The 21,092-nt window shown below is 74.2% G+C and carries 18 protein-coding genes and 3 tRNA genes; 8 read left to right on the forward strand and 13 right to left on the reverse strand.

Annotated elements, in window-relative coordinates; genetic code table 11:
• Positions 1–95 precede the first annotated feature (95 nt).
• From cydD to BUE45_RS14510, 3 genes are all read left to right on the forward strand, one after another.
• Positions 96–1,814, forward strand: a complete 1,719-nt coding sequence (gene cydD, locus BUE45_RS14500; protein ID WP_073379838.1) for a thiol reductant ABC exporter subunit CydD — start codon at positions 96–98, stop codon at positions 1,812–1,814.
• On the forward strand, positions 1,811–3,601 hold the full coding sequence (cydC, locus tag BUE45_RS14505) for a thiol reductant ABC exporter subunit CydC (protein WP_073379839.1): 1,791 nt from the start codon (positions 1,811–1,813) through the stop codon (positions 3,599–3,601). Before cydD ends, cydC begins: the two co-directional genes overlap by 4 nt.
• 129 nt (positions 3,602–3,730) lie before the next feature.
• Positions 3,731–4,567, forward strand: a complete 837-nt coding sequence (locus BUE45_RS14510; RefSeq protein WP_073379840.1) for an EI24 domain-containing protein — start codon at positions 3,731–3,733, stop codon at positions 4,565–4,567.
• A gap of 59 nt (positions 4,568–4,626) precedes the next feature.
• Here BUE45_RS14510 and BUE45_RS14515 read toward each other — a convergent pair whose 3' ends face one another.
• The 4 genes from BUE45_RS14515 to BUE45_RS14530 all read right to left on the reverse strand — a co-directional run bounded on the left by BUE45_RS14515 (position 4,627) and on the right by BUE45_RS14530 (position 8,885).
• Positions 4,627–5,754, reverse strand: coding sequence for a D-alanine--D-alanine ligase family protein (locus tag BUE45_RS14515; RefSeq protein ID WP_073379841.1), 1,128 nt, complete (start codon positions 5,752–5,754; stop codon positions 4,627–4,629).
• Between the two features lie 63 nt (positions 5,755–5,817).
• Positions 5,818–7,026, reverse strand: coding sequence for a trans-sulfuration enzyme family protein (locus BUE45_RS14520; protein WP_073379842.1), 1,209 nt, complete (start codon positions 7,024–7,026; stop codon positions 5,818–5,820).
• A gap of 12 nt (positions 7,027–7,038) precedes the next feature.
• Positions 7,039–8,100, reverse strand: coding sequence for an NAD(P)H-dependent glycerol-3-phosphate dehydrogenase (locus BUE45_RS14525; protein ID WP_073379843.1), 1,062 nt, complete (start codon positions 8,098–8,100; stop codon positions 7,039–7,041).
• Complete coding sequence (locus BUE45_RS14530; RefSeq protein WP_073379844.1) at positions 8,097–8,885, reverse strand: lysophospholipid acyltransferase family protein; 789 nt, start codon at positions 8,883–8,885, stop codon at positions 8,097–8,099. The genes BUE45_RS14525 and BUE45_RS14530 overlap by 4 nt, the downstream gene beginning before the upstream one ends.
• Positions 8,886–9,176: 291 nt before the next feature.
• On the opposite strand from BUE45_RS14530, the gene cofC reads away from it, so the two are divergent.
• The gene (gene cofC, locus BUE45_RS14535; RefSeq protein ID WP_084737245.1) at positions 9,177–9,863 is read left to right on the forward strand and encodes a 2-phospho-L-lactate guanylyltransferase; all 687 of its coding nucleotides are present in this window, start codon (positions 9,177–9,179) and stop codon (positions 9,861–9,863) included.
• 134 nt (positions 9,864–9,997) lie between these two features.
• Here the strand turns inward: cofC and BUE45_RS14540 are convergent, their stop codons facing one another.
• The 3 genes from BUE45_RS14540 to leuC form a co-directional block, all read right to left on the reverse strand.
• The gene (locus BUE45_RS14540; RefSeq protein ID WP_073379845.1) at positions 9,998–10,279 is read right to left on the reverse strand and encodes an HU family DNA-binding protein; all 282 of its coding nucleotides are present in this window, start codon (positions 10,277–10,279) and stop codon (positions 9,998–10,000) included.
• A gap of 352 nt (positions 10,280–10,631) precedes the next feature.
• Positions 10,632–11,225 (reverse strand): 3-isopropylmalate dehydratase small subunit, encoded by a 594-nt coding sequence (gene leuD, locus BUE45_RS14545; protein WP_073379846.1) that lies wholly within the window; start codon positions 11,223–11,225, stop codon positions 10,632–10,634.
• Positions 11,226–11,257: 32 nt separating this feature from the next.
• A complete protein-coding gene (gene leuC / locus BUE45_RS14550) occupies positions 11,258–12,655 on the reverse strand; it encodes a 3-isopropylmalate dehydratase large subunit (protein WP_073379847.1) in 1,398 nt (465 codons plus the stop codon).
• A gap of 126 nt (positions 12,656–12,781) precedes the next feature.
• Here leuC and BUE45_RS14555 point away from each other — a divergent pair, with 126 nt between their 5' ends.
• Both BUE45_RS14555 and BUE45_RS14560 read left to right on the forward strand, forming a co-directional pair.
• Positions 12,782–13,465, forward strand: a complete 684-nt coding sequence (locus BUE45_RS14555) for an IclR family transcriptional regulator (RefSeq protein WP_073379848.1) — start codon at positions 12,782–12,784, stop codon at positions 13,463–13,465.
• 52 nt (positions 13,466–13,517) lie between these two features.
• Positions 13,518–15,302, forward strand: coding sequence for an SDR family oxidoreductase (locus tag BUE45_RS14560; RefSeq protein WP_084737246.1), 1,785 nt, complete (start codon positions 13,518–13,520; stop codon positions 15,300–15,302).
• Between the two features lie 146 nt (positions 15,303–15,448).
• Here BUE45_RS14560 and BUE45_RS14565 read toward each other — a convergent pair.
• The 6 genes from BUE45_RS14565 to BUE45_RS14590 all read right to left on the reverse strand — a co-directional run bounded on the left by BUE45_RS14565 (position 15,449) and on the right by BUE45_RS14590 (position 19,466).
• Positions 15,449–15,524, reverse strand: a tRNA-Glu gene (locus BUE45_RS14565).
• Between the two features lie 121 nt (positions 15,525–15,645).
• Positions 15,646–15,721: transfer RNA gene (locus tag BUE45_RS14570), tRNA-Glu, on the reverse strand.
• Positions 15,722–15,772: 51 nt separating this feature from the next.
• Positions 15,773–15,844 (reverse strand) — tRNA-Gln (locus BUE45_RS14575).
• A gap of 173 nt (positions 15,845–16,017) precedes the next feature.
• Positions 16,018–17,463 carry a glutamate--tRNA ligase gene (gene gltX / locus BUE45_RS14580; RefSeq protein WP_073379849.1) on the reverse strand — a complete coding sequence of 482 codons (1,446 nt, stop codon included), beginning with the start codon at positions 17,461–17,463 and terminating at the stop codon, positions 16,018–16,020.
• 100 nt (positions 17,464–17,563) lie between these two features.
• Entirely contained in the window at positions 17,564–18,433 is an 870-nt protein-coding gene (locus BUE45_RS14585) for a GDSL-type esterase/lipase family protein (RefSeq protein ID WP_394328516.1), read from the reverse strand.
• Positions 18,434–18,665: 232 nt separating this feature from the next.
• Positions 18,666–19,466, reverse strand: a complete 801-nt coding sequence (locus tag BUE45_RS14590) for a fumarylacetoacetate hydrolase family protein (RefSeq protein WP_073379851.1) — start codon at positions 19,464–19,466, stop codon at positions 18,666–18,668.
• Between the two features lie 270 nt (positions 19,467–19,736).
• Between BUE45_RS14590 and BUE45_RS14595 the strand changes: the two genes are divergently transcribed.
• Both BUE45_RS14595 and BUE45_RS33375 read left to right on the forward strand, forming a co-directional pair.
• On the forward strand, positions 19,737–20,507 hold the full coding sequence (locus BUE45_RS14595) for a DUF3152 domain-containing protein (RefSeq protein WP_073379892.1): 771 nt from the start codon (positions 19,737–19,739) through the stop codon (positions 20,505–20,507).
• A gap of 220 nt (positions 20,508–20,727) precedes the next feature.
• Positions 20,728–21,009, forward strand: coding sequence for a Rieske (2Fe-2S) protein (locus BUE45_RS33375; RefSeq protein ID WP_245833163.1), 282 nt, complete (start codon positions 20,728–20,730; stop codon positions 21,007–21,009).
• Positions 21,010–21,092 lie beyond the last annotated feature (83 nt).

Consider the following 21,092-nt stretch of genomic DNA (forward strand, 5'->3'; position numbering starts at 1 on the left):
TCGGACAGACTGGGCGTGTGCGTCCGCCGACCCGCCCGCGGACGCCTCCGGCCCAGCCCTGTCCGGATGCACGCCCATCCACCGAAGGGGTTCCTTTGAAACCGCTCGATCCGCGCCTGGTGCGGACCGCCGACGCGGTCCGCGCGCACCTGGCCGTCTCCGTGCTCAGCGGGGTGGCGGTCACCGGGCTGATCCTGGCCCAGGCCTGGCTGCTCGCCCACGTCATCTCGCAGGCCTTCGCCGGGGCGGGGTTCGACGCGCTGGGGTGGGCCGTCGCCTCGGTCGCCGGGATCGCCCTGGCCCGTGCCCTGCTGTCGTACCTGGCCGAGGCCTCCGCGCTGCACAGCGCCGCCCGCACCAAGTCGATCCTGCGGCGGCGGCTGATCGGGCGCGTCACCGGCGACGGGACGGTGTGGACCGCCGGGCGCGGCGCGGACGGGGACGCTCCCAGGGCCGGCGAGCTGGTCACCCTGGCCACCCGTGGGCTGGACGCGCTCGACGACTACTTCGCCCGCTACCTGCCCCAGCTGGTCCTGGCGGCGATCGTGCCGGTCGCCGTGCTGGTGGTGGTGTTCTGGGCCGACTGGATCTCCGGGATCGTCATCCTGGTGACGGTGCCGCTCATCCCGGTCTTCATGGCGCTCATCGGCATGCACACCCAGAGCCGCACCGAGCGGCAGTGGCGGCTGCTGAGCAGGCTGGGGGGCCACTTCCTGGACGTGGTGGAGGGGCTGCCCACCCTGGCGGTCTTCCGCCGGGCCAAGGCGCAGGCCGCGCTCATCCGGCAGGTGGGCGAGGAGCACCGCAAGGCGACCATGGGGACACTGCGGGTCGCGTTCCTGTCGGCGTTCGCCCTGGAGCTGCTGGCCACCCTGGCGGTGGCGCTGGTCGCCGTGGAAGTGGGGCTGCGGCTGCTCGGCGGGTACATGGACTACCAGACGGCGCTGCTGGTGCTGATCCTGGCGCCGGAGGCGTACCTGCCGCTGCGCGAGGTCGGCGCCCGGTTCCACGCGAGCATGGAGGGCGTGGCCGCCGCCGACCAGGTGTTCGCCGAACTGGAGCGGCCCCGGTCCGGGAGCGGCGACGCCCCCGCGCCCTCGGGCGGGCGCGCCCCGGCCGCCTCCGGCGACCTGCGGCTGAGCGGGGTGGCGCTGACCTACCCCGGGAGGGACCTGCCCGCCCTGTCCGGCGTGGACCTGACCGTGCGCGCGGGGGAACGGGTGCTGCTCACCGGCCCCAGCGGGTCGGGGAAGACCACCCTGCTGTCCCTGCTGCTGCGGATGAACACCCCCGACGCGGGCCGGATCGAGGTGCGCGCGCCCGGCGGCGACTGGGCGCCGCTGGAGTCCGTGCCCGCCGACGACTGGCGGCTGGGGGTCGCCTGGGTGCCCCAGCACCCCTATCTGTTCGACGTGTCGGTGGCCGACAACATCCGGCTGGGCGCCCCCGACGCGTCCCTGGAGCGGGTGCGCGAGGCGGCCCGGCTGGCCGAGGCCGACGGGTTCGTGTCGGCGCTGCCCGAGGGGTACGACACCCGGCTCGGCGAGCGCGGCGCGCGGCTCTCCGCCGGCCAGCGCCAGCGGATCGCGCTGGCCCGGGCGTTCTGCCGGGACGCGCCGCTGGTGCTGCTGGACGAGCCCACCGCCCACCTGGACCCGGAGAACGCCGCCGCGGTCCGCACCGCCGTGGACCGCCTCCTCCAGGGCCGCACCGCCGTCATCGTCGCCCACGACACCGGCTGGGCCGAGGCCGTCCTCGGCGCCCGGGTCGTCGGACTCCCGCTGCCCGGACGCGAAGGGGCCCTGAACCGATGAGCACGACCGAGACCCCGCGCACCGAAGCCTGCGCGGCCGACACCGCCCCCGTCCCCGAGGCGGAGCGGCGCCGCGACCCGCTGCGGCGGATGACGGCGCTGGCCCGGCCCCGGGCCGGGCGCTTCGCCCTGGGCGTCCTGTTGGGCGCCGCGGCCACCGGGGCCGGGGTGGCGCTGCTGGGGGTGGCCGCGTGGATGCTGGCCACCGCCGCCTCGCACCCGGCGATCACCGCCCTGGGGATCTCGGTGGTGGCCACCCGGGCGCTGGGCGTGGGCAGGGGCGTCGCCCGGTACCTGGAGCGCCTGGTCACCCACGACGCCGCGTTCCGCACGCTGGCCGAGGTGCGGGTGCGGGTGTACCGCAGGCTCGCCGCCACCGAGCCGTTCGGCCGGTTCCGGTCCGGCGACCTGGTGTCGCGGCTGGTCAACGACACCGAGGCGACCCTGGACCTGCTGGTGCGCGGGCTGACCCCGCCGCTGGTGTCGCTGGTGACCGGCGGCGCCACCGTCCTGGTGGTCACCGCCGTGTACGCGCCGGGCGGGGCGCTGCTGGCCGGGGGCCTGCTGCTGGCGGGGCTGGCCGTGCCGTGGGCGGCCGCCGCCCTGGGCCGGGCCCCGGGCCGCCGCCAGGCGGTGGCGCGCGGGAGGCTGTCGACAGCCCTGGTGGACACCCTGCACGGGGCGCCGGACCTCATCGCCTACGGGGCGATGGACCGCCAGGCGGCCCGGGTGTACGAGGCCGACGAGGAGCTGACCCGGATGGCGCGGCGCGACGCCGCGGTCCTGGGCCTGGGGGCGGGCGCGACGGCGCTCATCACCGGGCTGAGCGTGTGGGGTGCCCTGTTCCTGGGGGTCCTGGCCGTGGAGGGCGGGAGCCTGGACGCGGTCTCCCTGGCGGTCCTGGTGCTGGTGACCCTGGCGGCGTTCGAGATCGTCGCACCGCTGCCCGCGGTCGCCGCGAAGCTGGGGGCGATCCGGGAGAGCGGGGCGCGGCTGTTCGGGGTGCTGGACACCCCGGCGGCGACCGCCCCGGCCGGCCGGACCGGCCTGGACCCGCACGGGGACCCCTCCCTGCGGGTCCGCGGGCTGCGGGTGCGCTACGCCGAGGACGGGCCGTGGGCGCTGGACGGCGTGGACCTGGACGTCCCGGCCGGGGAGACGGTCGCGGTGGTCGGTCCCAGCGGGGCGGGCAAGAGCACGCTGGCCTCCGTCCTGCTGCGGTTCCGCGACCCCGACGCGGGCCGCGTGGAGCTGGGCGGGGCCGACATCACCGCGCACCCCGCCGACGAGGTGCGCGCCGTGGTCTCGGGCGTGCCGCAGGACCCGCACGTGTTCGCCTCCTCGCTGCGCGAGAACCTCAGGCTGGCCCGCCCGGAGGCGGACGAGGACGACCTGTGGGAGGCGCTGCGCCGGGCCCGCCTGGCCGACGAGGTCGAGGCGATGCCCGAGGGCCTGGACACCCGGGTCGGCACCCACGGCCTGGGGCTGAGCGGCGGCATGGTGCAGCGCCTGGCGCTGGCCCGCGCGCTGCTGGCGGCCCCGCGGGTGCTGGTGCTGGACGAGCCCACCGCGCACCTGGACCCCGACACCCGCGACGCGGTGGTGGCCGACCTGCTGGCCGCCGCCGAGGACTACTCGACCCTGCTCATCACCCACGACCTGACCGGCCTGGACCGGGTGGACCGCATCGTGGTGGTCCGCGACGGCCGGGTCGTGCAGACCGGCACCCACGCCGAGCTGCTCGCCGCCGAGGGGTGGTACCGCGACGTCCACCCCGACCTGGCCTGAGCACCGCCTCCGACGGCCGCGGCCGTCGGGGGCGAAGCCGGGCCACGGCGGCGGGGGCGGGTCCGGGGGCGGTTCGGGGAAGCCGGGGGCCGACTGGCAGGGCGCGCGGGGTTGCCCTAATGTTCGTGCGTGGCCAATCCCGTTCGCGAAATCCTCGGCGGAGTCGGCGCGCTCGCGCGCGGCTTCGGCCTGCTGCTGCGCAGACCGCGCCTGTTCCTGCTGGGCGCGCTCCCCGCCCTGATCACGTCACTGCTGTTCCTGGCGCTGTTCGTGGTCCTGGTGATGAACCTGACCGACCTGGCCGCCTGGGCGACCCCGTTCGCCGACGGCTGGGACGAGGTCTGGCGGAACCTGGTGCGCGGCGCCGTCGCCGTCGGCGCGCTGGCCGGGACGATCCTGCTGATGGTGGTGTCCTTCACCACCCTCACGCTGGCCCTGGGCGCGCCGATCTACGACAAGATCACCGACCTGGTCGAACAGGAGCTGGGCAACCCCCCGGCCGACTCCGACGAGTCGCTCTGGTCGTCGATGGGCCGGGCGGTCCGCCAGTCCCTGGTGATCATCCTGGCCTCGCTGCTGGTGACGGTCCTGGTGTTCTTCATCGGGTTCATCCCGGTGGCGGGCGCGGTCATCGGCGCGGTACTGGCCGCCGTGCTGGGCGGCTGGCTGCTGGGGATCGAGCTGGTCGCGGGGTCGTTCGACCGCCGCGGGTACCTCACCATCAAGGAGCGCCGCAGGTCGATGGGCACCCGGCGGCTGCGGGTGCTGGGGTTCACCGTCCCCACCTACCTGCTGCTGGCGATCCCGTTCGTGGCGGTCGTGGTGTTCCCGGCCGCGACGGCGGGCGGCACCATCCTGGCCCGCCAGCTGCTGGGCGTGCCCGAGCTGCCGCGGGGCGCCGCCCGCTCGGCCCCGGTCCCGCCGGTGCCCCCGCCGCACGGGCACCCGCAGGCGCCTCCGGCCTGAACACACGAGGCGAAAAAAAGGGGGGCGGCCCGTGCGGGCCGCCCCCCTTCCCGTACGGCTCAGCGCAGGCCCGGCGAGCGGCGCAGCGCGGTGGTGATCATCCGCTCCACCAGCGCCGCGTAGTCCAGTCCCGTGGCGGCCCACATCTGCGGGAACGCCGACGCCGGGGTGAACCCGGGCATCGTGTTCAGCTCGTTGACGAGGACCTCGCCGTCCTCGGTGTAGAAGAAGTCCACCCGGGCCAGCCCCTCGCAGCCCATCGCCTCGAACACGTCGGCCGCCAGCCCGCGCAGGCGCGCGGTGACGTCCTCGGGGATCCGCGCGGGGATGGTGAGGCCGCTGGTCGACAGGTACTTGGCCTCGAAGTCGTAGAAGTCGAAGCCCTCCGCCACGTGGACCTCCGCCGGGAAGGACACGTCCGGCGCGCCCCCGTCCTCGGCCTCCAGCACCCCGCACTCGATCTCGCGGCCCACGACCTGGGCCTCCACCAGGACCTTGGGGTCGTGCTCGCGGGCCGCCTCGACCGCCGCGACCACCGCGTCGGTGTCGGAGGAGTCCCCCACCTTGCTGATGCCCACGCTGCTGCCCGCCCGCGCGGGCTTGACGAACACGGTGGCGCCCAGCTCGGCGATGTCGTCCAGGACCTTCTTGCGCTCGGTGCGCCAGCGCCGGTCGGTGACGGCCACGTAGTCGCTGGTGGGGATCCCGTTGCCGGTCAGGATCGCCTTCATGAACACCTTGTCCATGGCGGCGGCGCTGGAGAACACCCCGGCGCCCGCGTAGCGCACGCCCATCATCTCGAACAGCCCCTGGATGGTGCCGTCCTCGCCGAAGGGGCCGTGCAGCAGCGGCAGCACCGCATCGACCTCGGCCAGCCGCGAGGGGCCCTCGGCGGGGTCCACGACCATCAGCCGCCCGGCGGAGTCGAAGGGCAGGGCCAGGTTCCGCCCCTCCCCCTCCGCCACCGTCGGCAGGGCCTCGGCGCCCTCCCGGAGGCGCAGCCTCTCGGGATCGCCCGAGGTCAGTACCCAGTTCCCGCTCTTGGTGATGCCGACCGGCACGACCTCGTAGCGGTCGTGGTCGATCACGGACAGGACGCTGCCCGCCGTGACGCAGGAGATCTCGTGTTCGGAACTGCGACCGCCGAAGACGACGGCGACCCGGATCCTTCGCTGCTCGGACGCCATGGTGCTGACCCTTTGTACTCGTTACCGGAACGGGCCGGGGGTCCCCCCGGCCGCTGCTGTGTGTCAGTTGCCGCCGAGGGCCGCCAGGGCGTCCCCGATGAGGTCCCGGGGGTCCTCCAGGCCGATGGAGAACCGCACCGCACCCGGTGAGATGCCGGCGTCCGCCAGTTCGGCGTCGTTCATGTTCCGGTGCGACGTGGAGGCGACGTGACCGGCCAGGGTGTGCGTGCCGCCCAGGGACGCGGCGATGGTGGCGACCTCCAGCCGGTCCGCGAAGGCCATCCCCGCCTCCCACCCGCCGCGCGGGTGGACGGTGACGACGGCGCCCAGGCGCCCGGGGTCGAACAGCTTCGCGGCGAGCGCGGACTGCGGGTGGGAGTCCAGGGAGGGGTGGTCGACCCGTTCCACGAGGGGGTGGCCCTCCAGCGCCGCGGCGAACTCCGCCGCCGTCGCGCACTGGCGCTGCACGCGCAGCGGCAGGGTCTCCAGGCCCCGGTGCAGCAGGTACGCCTCGTCGGGGGCCAGGCAGGGGCCCAGGTCCACCCGAGCCGACCGGATCCGGTCGATGAGGGAGGGCGAGGCCACGGCCACGCCGCCCGTGGTGTCGCTGTGCCCGCCGATGTACTTGGTGGCCGAGTGCACCACCACGTCGGCGCCGTGCTCCAGGGGCCGGCAGACCGCCGGGGAGGCGAAGGTGGAGTCCACCACCAGGGCCGCGCCGGACTCCCGGGCGATCCGGGCCAGCCCTGGCAGGTCCGAGACGGTCATGGCGGGGTTGGACAGCGTCTCGGTGAACAGCACCGCGGTGTCCGGGCGCACGGCCCCGCGCACCGCTTCGAGGTCGGTGATGTCGACGAAGTCGGTCCGCACCCCGAACCGGCGCAGCAGCCGGTCCAGCAGCGAGTAGGTGTTGCCGTAGATGGACCGCGAGGCCACCACGTGCGAGCCCGCCCCGGTGAGCGCCATGAACACGGTGCTCAGCGCGCCCATCCCGGAGGCGAACGCCTGCCCGCGCACCGGTTCGGCCAGTCCCGCGCCCTCCAGCGCCGCGACCGCCTCGGCGAAGGCGTCGACGGTGGGGCTGTCGATGCGCGCGTAGGAGTAGCCCTGTTTCGCGCCGGCCAGGACGTCGGCGTAGTCCTGGGAGGTGTCGAAGGCGTAGGTGGTGGCCCGGTGGACCGGCATCCGCATGGGGCGCTCGGCGGGCACGGCGGCCGGCGGCGGGGAGACCGCCCGGGTGTGCTCGCCCCCGGACGCGGGTGTGTACGACATCGCTTCTCGCTCTCAGACCCCGTAGCGCTCGGGTTTCGCACTGCGCGCCATGAAGGCGACGAGTGCCTCGGCCGGGCTCAGGTCGTGGTGCATCATCTTGACGACGGCCTCGGTGATCGGCAGGTCGACCCCGCGGGCCCATCCGAGCTGGAGGACCGACTCGGAGGACTTGACGCCCTCGGCGGTCTGCCGGGTCTCGGCGATGACCTGCTCCAGGGTCTTGCCCTTGCCCAGTTTCTCACCGAAGGTCCGGTTCCGCGACAGCGGCGAGGAGCATGTCGCGACCAGGTCGCCCATGCCGGCGAGGCCGGACAGGGTGTGCTCGTCGGCGCCCAGGGCCACCGCCAGGCGGGTGGTCTCGGCCAGGCCCCGGGTGATGAGCGAGGCCTTGGTGTTGTCGCCGAAGCCCATGCCCTCGGCCACGCCCACCGCCAGCGCGATGACGTTCTTCATCGCGCCGCCGATCTCCACGCCCACCAGGTCCGCGCTGGTGTAGGGGCGGAAGTAGGGGGCCTTGAACAGCGCCTGGAGGCGGACGGCCGTCTCCTCGTGCGGGCAGGCGACCACGGCGGTGGCGGGCTGGCGCTCCGCGATCTCCCGGGCCAGGTTGGGGCCCGAGACCACGGCGATGCGCTCGGCGGGCAGCTCCAGCACCTCGGCGATGATCTGCGAGGCCGTCAGGTGGGTGCCCAGCTCCACGCCCTTCATGAGGCTGACGACCACCGCGTCCTCCCGCAGGTGGCCGCGCCAGCGCGCCAGGTTCTCGCGCAGCGACTGGGTGGGCACCGCCAGCACCGCGACGTCGGCCCCGGCCAGCGCCTCGGCGGCGTCGGCGGTGGCGGTGAGCCGCGGGTTGAGGGCGATCCCCGGCAGGTAGTCGGGGTTCTCGGAGGTCCGGTTGACGGCGTCGGCCACCTCGGCCCGCCGCCCCCACAGGACGACCTCCGCGGCGGGGGCCGCCGGGTCCTGGGCGCGCACGTGGTCGGCGGCGTCCGCGACGACGTTCGCGAACACGGTGCCCCACGAGCCCGAGCCCAGGACGGCGATCCGCGCGCCGCTGCCCGGGGCCCTCACTCCGCCGCGCCCGTGGCCGTACCGTCGCCCTCGCCGGCCGCCGGGCCCTCGTCCCGGGCGGCCCTGTCCAGCCGCGCGCGCTTGAGGTCGTAGCGCACCGCGGGCGGCTGCTCGCCGCGGATCTTCGCCTGGAGGCCCGTGATGTCGTCCATGATCACCTCGGTGGCCTCCTTGAGGAGGGTCGACGTCAGCGGTTTGCCCCGGAACCGGTCCAGGTCCACCGGGGGCCCGGCCAGGAACTCCAGGCGCTTGCGCGGGAAGAGGCGGGGGCGCTTGGCGCCGTAGGGCAGGATGTGCTGCTCGCCCCAGTGGGCCACCGGGACGACGGGGACACCCGTGGTCAGGGCCAGCCGGGCGACGCCGGTCTTGGCGCTCATCGGCCACAGGCCGGGGTCCCGCGTGCAGGTGCCCTCGGGGTAGAAGATCACCGAGGAGCCGTCGCGGGTGAGCGCCAGCTCGGCCTCCTTGAGGGCCTTGACGGCGTCGGTGGTGCCGCGCTTGACCGGGATCTGGCCGGTGCTCTTGGCGACCGAGCGCACCACGGGGATCTTCATGACCCCGTCCTTCATGGTGAAGGTGGGCCAGCGGCGGGCCCCGATGTAGAGGAAGTGCGCCACCGTCAGCGGGTCGACCAGCGACAGGTGGTTGGTCGCGATGATCACGCCGTCCCGGGCCGGGACGTTCTCGGTGCCCTTCCAGTCGGGCTTGGTGACGAACCACAGGACGAAGCGGACGATCCGGGAGACGACCGCCTTCACCCACCGCGATTCTCGTTGCTTGGCCACGGGACTCCTCATTCCATCGCTCCCGGGTCCCTACCGGACCCCGAAGCACAATCGGTTCAGTCTAGGACGTGTGCCGCAGGTACTCGCCCTGCTCCACGGCGCCCCGGCACGCCTTCGCCGCGCCGTCCCGGGCCGGCGGCGCCCGCCCGGACCCCGGGCCGCGGCGCCGGGCGACGCGTCCGCGCCGGACCGCCCGCGGACGCGGTCCGGCGCGGTTCGCCCGTGCCGCGCGGCTGCCGAGGCCCTACCCTCGTCACTGTCGCGGCCGTACGAACGTCCCGGGGGGAGAACGTGACCGGCGTCGGAGAGCGGGAGGGGTCCGCGGGCCCCGGAGTGCGCTGGTCCCTGGTCGTCCCAGTCAAGCACCTCGGGCTCGCCAAGTCGCGCCTGGCCCCGGCCCTGGGGCCGCGCCGGGCGGAGCTGGCCCTGGCGTTCGCCTGCGACACCGTGGCGGCGGCGCTGGCCTGCCCGGCCGTCGCGGCGGTGTTCGCGGTCACCGACGACCCGCGTGCGGGCGCCGGGCTGGCGGCCCTGGGGGCGGTGGTGGTGACCGGGGAGCCGGGCACCGGCCTCAACCCGGCGCTGGAGCACGGGGCGCGCGCGGCCCGGCTGACGGCGCCGGCGGCGGGCGTGTGCGCGCTGTCGGCGGACCTGCCCGCGCTGCGACCTCGGGAGCTGGGCCGGGTGCTGGAGGCCGCGGCCGGGTACGGCCGGTCGTTCCTGGCCGACGCCCCCGGGGTGGGGACGACCCTGTACGCGGCGGCGCCGGGCCACGCGTTCTCCCCCGCGTTCGAGGGGGCCTCGCGCGCGCGGCACCTGGCCTCGGGGGCGCGGGAGCTGCTGCTCCCGGACGCGGAGTCGGTGCGCCGCGACGTGGACACCCCCGCGGACATGGCAGCGGCGCTGGAGCTGGGCGTGGGCCCCCGCACCCGGGAAGCGGCCGCCGTCCTGCTCCAGCCGGGCCCTCCGGCCCCCTGAGGGCCCCTGCGGACGCCTCACCGGTCCGCGCCAGGTCCCGCCTGGGGTGCCGCGCGCGGCACGGCCCGGACATGCCTCCGCCCGGGTCCGTCGGACCCGGGCGGAGTGCGGTCACGGTCTCCTGTGAGCCGTGCCTACTTCTTGTCCCCGTTGACGAGCGCCTTGAAGTCGGCGCCGGCGCGGAACTTCGGAACGAAGCTCGCGGGAACGTCGATGGTGGCGCCGGTGGCGGGGTTGCGAGCGGTGCGCGCGGCACGCTCCGCCTTCTCGAAAACACCGAAGCCGGTGATGGCGACCTTGTCGCCCGACGCCACGGTGGCCTGAATGGTCTCAAGCACAGCGTTGACCGCTTCGGTCGCGGTCTTCTTGTCTCCGAGTCGGTCGGAGATCGCGTCGATCAGGTCACGCTTGTTCATAAGGTTCCTCCGGTTCCCCCTTGCTCGCACGAAATTAGGGGACACAGAGGCCCTTGCACAAATACAAACGCCTGCGGTTAGGGCGTGTCGGGCCCGGTCCCACCTGCACCGTCACTCTCCGGGACGGGTCTACTGCACCATCGGAGCCACCGCAGAGGGTCCCATTTGCCCCCCTCTGTGATCCTCAAATGCCTATGTATAACCGGATTCCGGGCGAGCGGTGGACCCCGTTCACGGATACCGGAAGTGCCGCCGTTCGGTCACACCAAGTAAAGGTAAAATATTTGGGGGCCGACGGGTGCGCTGCATCACACAGCCCCGTCGACCCCCGTCCCGTAAGGGGTTCACGACCCTAGAGGGTCACCGGCGCCCACGGCTTCCGGTGCTTCTCGAACTCCGTGATCGCGTCCGTGTGACGCAGAGTCAGCCCGATGTCGTCCAGGCCCTCCATGAGCCGCCAGCGGGTGTAGTCGTCCAGTTCGAACGGCTCCCGCACGCCCGCCCCGGGAGCGCGCACCTCGCGCTGCACGAGGTCCACGGTGATCTCGGTGTCCGGGTCGGCCTCGACGGCCTTCCACAGCCGCTCGACGACCTCCTGGGGCAGCAGCACGGTCAGCAGGCCGCCCTTGAGGGAGTTGCCGCGGAAGATGTCGGCGAACCGGGGGGACAGCACGGCCTTGAAGCCGTAGTCCTGAAGCGCCCAGACGGCGTGCTCGCGGGACGAGCCGGTGCCGAAGTCGGGTCCGGCCACCAGCACGGTCGCGCCCCGGTGCTCGGGCCGGTTGAGGACGAAGTCGGGGTCCTCGCGCCACTGGGCGAACAGGCCGTCCTCGAACCCGTTGCGGCTGACCCGCTTGAGGTACACGGCGGGGATGATCTGGTCGGTGTCGACGTTGCTCGCGCGCAGCGGCACGGCCCGGCCGGTGTGGACGTGGAACTTCTCCATGGCAGGTCTCCTCCTGTCGTGGTCGGGCTCGGCTACAGGTCGGCGGGCGAGGACAGCGTGCCGCGCACCGCGGTGGCGGCGGCGACCTGCGGCGACACCAGGTGGGTGCGGCCGCCCTTGCCCTGGCGCCCCTCGAAGTTGCGGTTGGAGGTGGAGGCGCTGCGCTCGCCGGGGGCGAGCTGGTCGGGGTTCATGCCCAGGCACATCGAGCAGCCCGCCTCGCGCCACTCGGCGCCGGCCTCCTCGAAGACCGCGCCCAGGCCCTCGGCGTTGGCCTGCTCCTTGACCCGCATGGAGCCGGGGACGACCAGCATGCGGACGCCGTCGGCGACCCTGCGGCCCCGGATGATCTCGGCGGCGGTGCGCAGGTCCTCGATGCGCCCGTTGGTGCACGAGCCCAGGAAGACGGTGTCCACCCTGACCTCGCGCATCGGCGTCCCGGCCTCCAGGTCCATGTAGGCCAGGGCCTTCTCCGCGGCGGCGCGCTCGGAGGGGTCCTCGTAGGAGGCGGGGTCGGGGACCTCGCCGTGCAGGGGCACGCCCTGGCCGGGGTTGGTGCCCCAGGTGACGAACGGGCTGAGCTCGTCGGCGTCCAGCACGACCTCGGCGTCGAAGACGGCGCCCTCGTCGGTGCGCAGGGTCTTCCAGTACTCGACGGCCGCGTCGAAGTCCGCGCCCTGCGGGGCGTGCGGGCGCCCCTCGATGTAGTCGAACGTGGTCTGGTCGGGGGCGATCATCCCGGCCCGGGCCCCGGCCTCGATGGACATGTTGCACACGGTCATCCGCGCCTCCATCGAGAGCGCCTCGATGGCCTCGCCCCGGTACTCCAGGACGTAGCCCTGGCCGCCGCCGGTGCCGATCTTCGCGATGACGGCCAGGATGATGTCCTTGGCGGACACACCCGGCCGGAGCGTTCCGTCGACCGTGACGGCCATGGTCTTGAAGGGGGCCATCGGCAGGGTCTGGGTGGCCAGCACGTGCTCGACCTGGCTGGTGCCGATGCCGAAGGCCAGCGCGCCGAACGCGCCGTGGGTGCTGGTGTGGCTGTCGCCGCAGACCACGGTCATGCCGGGCTGGGTCAGGCCGAGCTGGGGGCCGACCACGTGCACGACGCCCTGCTCGATGTCGCCCATGGGGTGCAGGCGGACCCCGAAGTCGGAGCAGTTCTTGCGCAGCGTCTCGACCTGCTTGCGGGAGACCGGGTCCGCGATGGGGGCCAGCAGGTCCAGGGTCGGGACGTTGTGGTCCTCGGTGGCGATGGTCAGGTCCGGGCGGCGCACCGGGCGGCCGGCCAGCCGCAGGCCCTCGAAGGCCTGGGGGCTGGTCACCTCGTGCACGAGGTGGAGATCGATGTAGAGCAGGTCCGGCTCGCCCTCGGCACGCCGGACGACGTGCTCCTCCCAGACCTTCTCGGCCATCGTGCGTGCCATGGGCGATCGCCTCTCTCGTTCGTGCCGTTGCGCGGACTCTGACTTGCATTCCATATTTCGAGACGGCAATATCAAGTCATGGACAACTCTAGCTCATCCAGCGGCGTCGGAGTACTCGACAAGACGATGTCCGTCCTGGACGCCCTGGAATCGGGACCGGCCTCCCTGGCCCAGCTGGTGCAGATCACCGGGCTGGCCCGGCCCACGGCCCACCGGCTGGCCGTCGCCCTGGAGCGGCACCGCATGGTCACCCGGGACAGCCAGGGGCGCTTCGTGCTGGGTCCGCGCCTGGGCGAGCTGTCGATCGCGACCGGGGAGGACCGCCTGCTGGCGGTGGCCTCCCCCGTGCTGGTACAGCTGCGCGACCTCACCGGGGAGAGCGCCCAGCTGTACCGCCGCCAGGGCGACGTGCGCGTGTGCGTGGCCGCCTCCGAGCGCACCAGCGGCCTGCGCGACACCGTTCCGGTCGGCAGCGAGCTGCCCATGAACGCGGGGTCGGCGGCACAGGTCCTGCTGGCCTGGGAGGACCCGGACCGCATCCGCCGCTCCCTGGTGGGCGCGCGCTTCACCGCCGCCAGCCTGGCCCAGGTCCGCCGCCGGCGCTGGGCCCAGAGCGTGGCCGAGCGCGAGCAGGGCGTCGCCTCGGTGTCGGCGCCGGTGTCCGGTCCGGGAGGCCGCGTCATCGCCGCCGTGTCGGTGTCGGGTCCGATAGAGCGGCTGACCCGCTCCCCGGGGCGCATGCACTCCCAGGCGATCCTGTCCGCGGCCGAGAAGATCAGCGAGTCCCTGCACAGCGTCGAGGGCCACTGACCGCGCCGTCCCGTCCGTGGACTCCCGCCGGCGCCCTGCCTAACATGGCGGGATGCCCCATGAGAAGGCGGCCGGGGACACCGGCCACGGCGGCGCGGGGAACGCGGCCGCCGACTCCGGCCCGCCGGGCCGGGGACACCGGTACGTCACCGCCCCGGACGGCCAGCGCCTCGCCGTGCGCACCGCCGGCCCCGCCGACCGGCCCGTCCTGCTGCTCGTCCACGGCTACCCCGACAACTCCTCGGTCTGGGACGCCCTCATAGGGGAGCTGGCGGGCGAGTACCGGATCGCCGCCTACGACGTGCGCGGCGCCGGGCGGTCCACCGCCCCCGACGACCGCTCCGGCTACCGGATGGACGTGCTCGCCGCCGACCTGGTCGCCGTCGCCGACGCGGTGGCCCCGGACCGGCCGGTCCACCTGGTGGGCCACGACTGGGGGTCCATCCAGGGCTGGCACGCCGTCACCGAGCCCCGGTACGCGGACCGGTTCGCCTCCTTCACCTCCGTCTCCGGCCCGAGCCTGGACCACGCCGGGCACTGGTTCCGCTCGGCTCCCGACGGCGCGCGCCGCGTCCTGCGCCAGGCGGGGCGCTCCGGCTACATCGGCTTCTTCCACACCCCGCTCGTCCCGGAGCTGCTCTGGCTGACCGGCCTGGGCGGACTGGCCCTGGCCGGGACGGAGCGCCTCGGCGGCGGCCCGGTGCGCCCGGCCCGCCGCACCACCCGCGACTACGTCAACGGTCTGGCCCTGTACCGGGCCAACACGGGCTCCCGGCTCTCCCGCCCGGCCGAGCGCCGCACCGCGGTCCCGGTCCAGGTGCTGGCGCCCACACGCGACCCGTTCATGGTCGAGCAGCTCCAGTCCAACGCCGGGCGCTGGGTCGACGACCTGCGCTTCCACCGCTTCCACGGCGGGCACTGGTCGCTGCGCTCGCGCCCCGGCGCGGTCGCCGGCCGGCTGCGCGCGTTCGTCGGGGAGGTGGAGTCGGGGACCCCGCGCCGCCCCGCCGCCCGGCGCGGCGGCGGCGCCTTCTCCGGCCAGCTCGCGGTGGTCACCGGCGCGGGCAGCGGTATCGGACGGGCGCTGTGCCTGGAACTGGCCGGGCGCGGGGCCCGGGTGGTCTCCGTGGACATCGACGGCCCGGCGGCCGAGGACACCGCGCGGCGGTGCTCCCTGCTCACCCCGGGCGCCGCCGCCCGCCGGGTGGACGTCGCCGACGCCCGCGCCGTGGACGGGCTCGCCTCCTGGGTGCGCGCGGAGTTCGGGGTGCCGGACCTGGTCGTCAACAACGCCGGGATCGGCGCGGCCGGCCCCCTGACGGCCACTCCCCCGGAGGACGTGGACCGCCTGATCGACGTCAACCTGCGGGGCGTGGTCCACGGCTGCCGGGCCTTCGCCCCGATGATGGCCGGGGCCGGGGGCGGCGGCCGCATCCTCAACACCGCCTCGGTCGCCGCCTACCTCCCCTCGCGCGTCTACGGGGCGTACGCGGCCACCAAGGCGGCCGTGCTGTCGCTCAGCCTCTCCCTGCGCGGCGAACTCGCCCCTTCCGGCGTCGCCGTCACCGCCGTCTGCCCGGGCCTGGTCGACACCGGCATCATCGGCTCCGCGCGCCTGTCCGCGCTCCCGCGGGCCGAGCGGACCCGGGAGCGCCTCGACCGGCTGAGCCGCCTGGGGGGCTGCCCGCCCGAGCGGGCGGCCCGCCGGATCGCCGACGCCGTGGCGGACGCCCCCGGCGTCCTGCCCGTCAACGCCGAGGCCCGCCTGGGGCTGTACCTGGCCCGGTTCTGCCCGGGGGCCGTCCGCGCCCTGGCCCGGGTCGGGCTCCCGTTCTGAGCCGGTCTCCGGCCCGGGCCCGCCGACCGGAGGCGGGTCCGGGGGGAGCGGCCGGGAGGCCGTCACCGGGGCGGTGTCCCACGGGACCGGTCGCGGCGGGGAAAGAAAAGGGAGAGGCCCCGCCCTGGTGGGCGGGGCCTCTCCTGTGGTACCCCCGAGCGGATTCGAACCGCCGTTACCGCCTTGAGAGGGCGGCGTCCTAGGCCACTAGACGACGGGGGCCTGAACATTCTCCCGTGCTGGCCGGTGCGAGCACCTGACCCCACGATATCCGGTCGAACCGGACACCGACGACGAGCGTCGGCCAGAAAGAAGCCCCCCACGATGTGGGAGGCGCTCCCTGTGGTACCCCCGAGCGGATTCGAACCGCCGTTACCGCCTTGAGAGGGCGGCGTCCTAGGCCACTAGACGACGGGGGCGCGTGCCGGGTCCCTCCGGACCCGAAAGCCCGCGCTCTCACGCGGACCGCGCTGGGGTACCAGGACTCGAACCTAGACTAACTGAACCAGAATCAGTCGTGCTGCCGATTACACCATACCCCAGTGCTCTGGGAGGACCGGTCCGCTTTGCGCTTCCCTGTCCCCCTCGGCGACGTGGACAACTCTAGCGGAGTTTCAGAGTGCTCGCGAACCGAATACGGGGTGGGCGGCCGGTGACCCCGCCCACCCCGTTCCGAGCCCCCGCGAGCAGGGGACTCACGCGCCCGGCGGCGTTCTCACGCCTGCCCGGCCGCCCCCTGGGCGCGCAGCCTCTCCAGAGCCGCGGCCACGCGCGCCAGGACGCGCTCGCGGCCCAGCAGCTCCAGCGACTCGAACAGCGGCAGGCCGACGGTGCGGCCGGTGACCGCCACGCGCACGGGGGCCTGGGCCTTGCCGAGCTTGAGGCCCAGGCCGGCGCCGGCCTCCTCGGTGGCGGTCTTGAGCGCCTCGGCTCCCCACTCCAGGCCGGGGTCGGAGAAGCGCTCCAGGGCGGCGGCGAGCATCTCCTCGCCCACCCCGGGCTTCATGGCCTTGGCCCAGCTCTTCTCGTCCCGCACCGGCTCGTCCAGGAACAGGAAGTCGACGTTGGGCACGATCTCCGACAGCACCGCCACCCGGCTCTGGGCCAGCGGCGCGACCGCCCGGAACACCTCCGGGTCGTAGTCGGCGGCGTCCCAGGGGACGCCCCCACCGGTCAGCCAGGGGGTGCAGCGCTCGACGAACGCGTCGACGGAGAGCGCGCGGATGTACTCGCCGTTGAAGGCGCGCAGCTTCTTCTCGTCGAAGAACGCGCTGGAGGCGTTGACGTCGCCGACGCGGAACAGCGGGACCATCTCCGCCCACGGCATGATCTCCCGGTCCTCACCCGGCGCCCAGCCCAGCAGCATCAGGTAGTTGACCATCGCCTCGGCCAGGTAGCCCTCCTCCTGGTAGGACTCCAGGGCGACCTTGTCGCGGCGCTTGGACAGCTTCTTGCGCTGCTCGTTGACGATGACGGGCAGGTGCGCCCACACCGGCGGGGTGTGGCCCAGCGCCTCCCACAGCAGCTGCTGCTTGGGGGTGTTGGACAGGTGCTCCTCGCCGCGGACGACCTGGTTGATGCCCATCTCGACGTCGTCGACCACGTTGGCCAGCACGAACAGCGGGGAGCCGTCCGCACGGGCGATCACGAAGTCCTCGATGGCGGAGTGGGCGAACTCCACCCGGCCGCGGATCCGGTCGTCGACGACCGTCGGGCCGCCCTCGGGGACGCGGAAGCGCAGCGCGCGGCCGGGCCCGGCCTCCAGGCCGCGGTCGCGGCAGAAGCCGTCGTAGCCCAGGTTGGGGTTGTCGCGGCGCGCCTCCAGCTGCTCGCGGGTGCAGTCGCAGTAGTAGGCGCTGCCGTTCTTGTACAGCTCCTGCGCGGTCTCGCGGTGCTTGTCGGCGTAGGCGGACTGGAAGTAGGGCCCCTCGAAGTGGGGGTCGTCCTCCCCGATGCCCAGCCAGGCCAGGGCGCGGATGATGCCCTCGGTCCACTCCGGGCGGTTGCGCGCGGCGTCGGTGTCCTCGATGCGCAACACCATGCGCCCCTCGGGCCGCTGCTGTGCCAGAGCCCAGTTGAAGAGCGCGGATCGGGCGCCGCCGACGTGGAACATGCCCGTAGGGGACGGGGCGAAGCGGGTACGAATCGAAGTCTCGGTCACGCCTACCAGGGTATTGCCGAACGGAGTGCCCGGGCCCCGGCCCGCCGGCCGCACACGGCGCCGCGGGGGTCCGGGCGGTGGGTCCGGGCCCGCCGCCGGCTCAGGAGGGCTCGGGCAGGGGGCGGGGGTAGGGCCCGCCCAGCCCGTGCGCCTCGGCGAGCACGTCGGCGAAGGCCGCCGCGATCTTGGTCTCGCCGCGCGCGTTGGGGTGGGTGCCGTCGTAGGTGTCGGCCGCCACGTCCCACTTCTCGCGTTCGGCGATGTCGACGCTGGTCACCGGGGAGCGCTCGGTGGACAGCTCCGCGGTGAGGTCGCGCACCAGGACGTTGTAGGAGTACAGGCGCAGCGCGAACCCGGGGTCGTTGTCGGCGTAGGCGATGGGCAGCGCCTCGGCCAGCACGATCTTCACGTCGGGGTTGCCCTCGCGGGCGCCCGCGACGTACCGGCGCAGCCGCTCCTCCATCTCGTCCATCCCGATCGGCCACAGCAGGTCGTTGACGCCGATGAGGGCGCACAGCACGTCGGGCTCGTAGCGGCCGACCTCCTCCCCGATGCTGGCCGCGGCGTCGCGCAGGGTCCGGCCCCACACGGCGTTGTGGTCCTGGTCGAAGTCGGGGTCGCGGTACTCGCCGGTGCCGGGGTCCCCGTCGTCGCCCGGCCAGCCGTGGTCGACGAGTTCGGCGAGGGCCTCGGCGTCCTCGGGCGAGAGGGCGGGGGCCGCGGCGTCCTCGGGCCCCTCCCCCTGCCCGGCGGGCCCGCCGGCGGTGGGCTCCGCCGTGGGTGCCTCCCCGTCGGTGGGCACCGGGATGATCATGTCGGTGGTGGCCGGGTCGGTGTAGGGGCCGACGAAGTCCAGCCCCTCGACGCCGGGCTCCAGGTGGTTCCACAGGTGGTAGCGCCACGTCCGGTCGCCGTTGGCCCCCTGTGTCATGGAGTCTCCGGCGAGCATGACGCGCAGTGTTCCGCTCACGGGTGTTTCGGCCTCCGCTCGGGAGTCGGTTCCACGGTCGTCCGTGCGTGTCGCCCACACATAGCCGCCGCCCGCGACCACCGCGAGGGCGAGGAGGCCGGACAGGACCAGCGTGCCGGTACGGCGGGTCGGGGGAACGGCCACTTCGGTACCCCTCCGTTCGGTCTCAGGACGGCGCGGGGGCCGCCGCCCGGGTCGGTGCGGCCCGGCCTGGCGGCCGGGCCGGGGACGGTCAGTCCCGGGCCACGACCCGGTTGCTGATGGTGCCCAGGCGCTCCACCGTGACCGAGACCTCCTGGCCGACCCGCACCGGGCCGACGCCGGCGGGTGTGCCGGTGAGGAGGACGTCGCCGGGGAGCAGCGTCATGAATGAGGTGACGTAGGAGATCATGCCCGGGATGTCATGGATGAACTGTGACGTTCGCCCGCTCTGGCGGATCTCGCCGTCCACGGTGGTCGTGACCGCCAGGTCCTGCGCCTCCTCGATGCTCAGCCCGGTGGTGATCCACGGTCCGATCGGGCAGAAGGAGTCGAACCCCTTGGCCCGGGTCCACTGCTTGTCCTTCTTCTGCAGGTCGCGGGCGGTGACGTCGTTGGCCACGGTGTAACCGAAGATGACGTCGGCGGCCCGCTCCCGCGGCACCTCGCGGCAGGGCCGGGAGATGACGATGGCCAGTTCGCCCTCGAAGTCGACCCGCTCGGAGACCGACGGGTGGAAGATGGGGTCCACGGGCCCGGCCACGGCCGTGGAGGGCTTGAGGAAGACCACGGGCTCGTCCGTGGCCTCGCCGGTGATGTCCTGCATCTCCGCGACGTGGTCGGCGTAGTTCTTGCCGATGCAGACCACCTTGGTGGGCAGGACCGGCGACAGCAGGCGAACGTCGGCCAGCTTCGCCCGCTCCCCGGTCACCTGGATGTCCCCGAGCAGGGGGTGTCCGTTGAGCCTGGCGACGTACTCGCCGCCGCTGTCGGAATCGGTCTCGACCAGGCCGAAGCCGACCTCGTCACCGACCGCGAACCGTGCGATGCGCACCTGTTGTCCTCCCAGATCGACACGTTTGCGCTTGAAGGTTATCCGCGCCCGCCCCCGACGGCACGACGGCGGTGCCGCACCTTCGGCTTGTCCCTCGGAAGGGGCCCGGTCGTGGCATGCTGGGGTCCGTCATCCGCTACTGAGAGGTGCTCCGTGCCCACGTCCGCTCCGTCCTCCGGAGGCCGCCGCGGTGGTCGCCGCCGGACCCGCCGGTACTCGGCGGGACTCGCCCTGGGCCTGTGCCTGGTCTCGGGCGCCTCCACCGTGCTGATGGTCAGCGTGCCGCCGCCGCTGGAGGACTCCGGCACCCCCGCGGGCTCCTCCGCCCCGGTCGGCGACGGGGTGCCCGACGGCAGTGGGGCCCCGCCGGTGGCCGGCGCCGAGGGGCGGAGCGAGACCCCGCCCGCCGCGCCGTCGCCCTCCGCGTCCCCCGCCGAGGAGGAGGGGGAGGAGGAGCCGGTGCTGCTGCGCTCGGTCGTGGAGGAGGTCGACACCGCGAGCGGGGACTTCTCCGTGATGAAGGGCGAGGGCGACGTCATGGGCGAGGGGCCGGTGACGACGTTCGCGGTCGAGGTCGAGAAGGGCCTGCCCGGCGAGGCCCGGGACTTCGTCGACGCCGTGGAGCTGATCCTGGGCGACCCGCGCAGCTGGGGCGACGACGGGAAGCGGTCGCTACAGCGCGTGGACGGCGACGACGCCGACGTCCGGGTCCTGCTGGCCGCCCCCGACACGGTGGACCGCATGTGCGCGCCGCTGCGCACCAACGGGTACGTCTCCTGCGCCAACGGCAACCGGGCCGTCATCAACCAGAACCGCTGGGTGTCCGGCGTCCCGCACTTCGACGGCGACCTGGAGACCTACCGCGTCTACCTGATCAACCACGAGGTGGGCCACACCCTGGGCCACGGCCACGTGTTCTGCTCCGGCGAGGGCGAGGTCGCCCCGGTGATGCAGCAGCAGACGCTGGACCTCCAGGGATGCGAGGCCAACGGGTGGGTGCACCCGGACAACGACCCTCCCGAGGACGGGTCGGACGACTGACCACCTCCCCGAGGAGAGAGGCCGCACCGTGTGCGAGCGCCGTGCCCCCGTGAACCTTCCCATCCCGGCCTCCCCGGTGAGCAGACGGGCGGCCCTGGGTGTGGTGACCGCGGGCGCGGTCACCGGTGCCGTCGCCGCCTGTGCGAGCCCCGCAGGGGATTCCGGTGCCCCTTCCTCCCCGGCGCCCGGGACCGACGCGGCGCCCTCGCCGGAGGAGTCCGTGGCGACCGTCGACGAGGTGCCGGTCGGCGGGGGCGTCGTCCTGGCCGGCGCCGCCGTGGTCCTCACCCAGCCGCGGGAGGGCGAGTTCCGGGCGTTCTCCACCACCTGCACCCACGAGGGGTGCCCGGTGGACGAGGTGGCCGACGGGGAGATCGTGTGCCCGTGCCACGGCAGCCGGTTCTCCATCGCCGACGGCTCCCGCACGGACGGCCCGGCCACGGAGCCGCTGGAGGAGTACCCGGTGTCCGTCACCGGCGAGGGCGGCCTGGTCGTCGGCTGAGGACCGGCGCGGCCCGCGGCGGGCCCGGCGGGACCGGCGGTCCGGCCGACGCAGGAAACGGCACCGGGCCGCCCGGGGGCGGG

Source organism: Nocardiopsis flavescens, from assembly GCF_900141985.1.
Classification (GTDB): domain Bacteria; phylum Actinomycetota; class Actinomycetes; order Streptosporangiales; family Streptosporangiaceae; genus Nocardiopsis; species Nocardiopsis flavescens.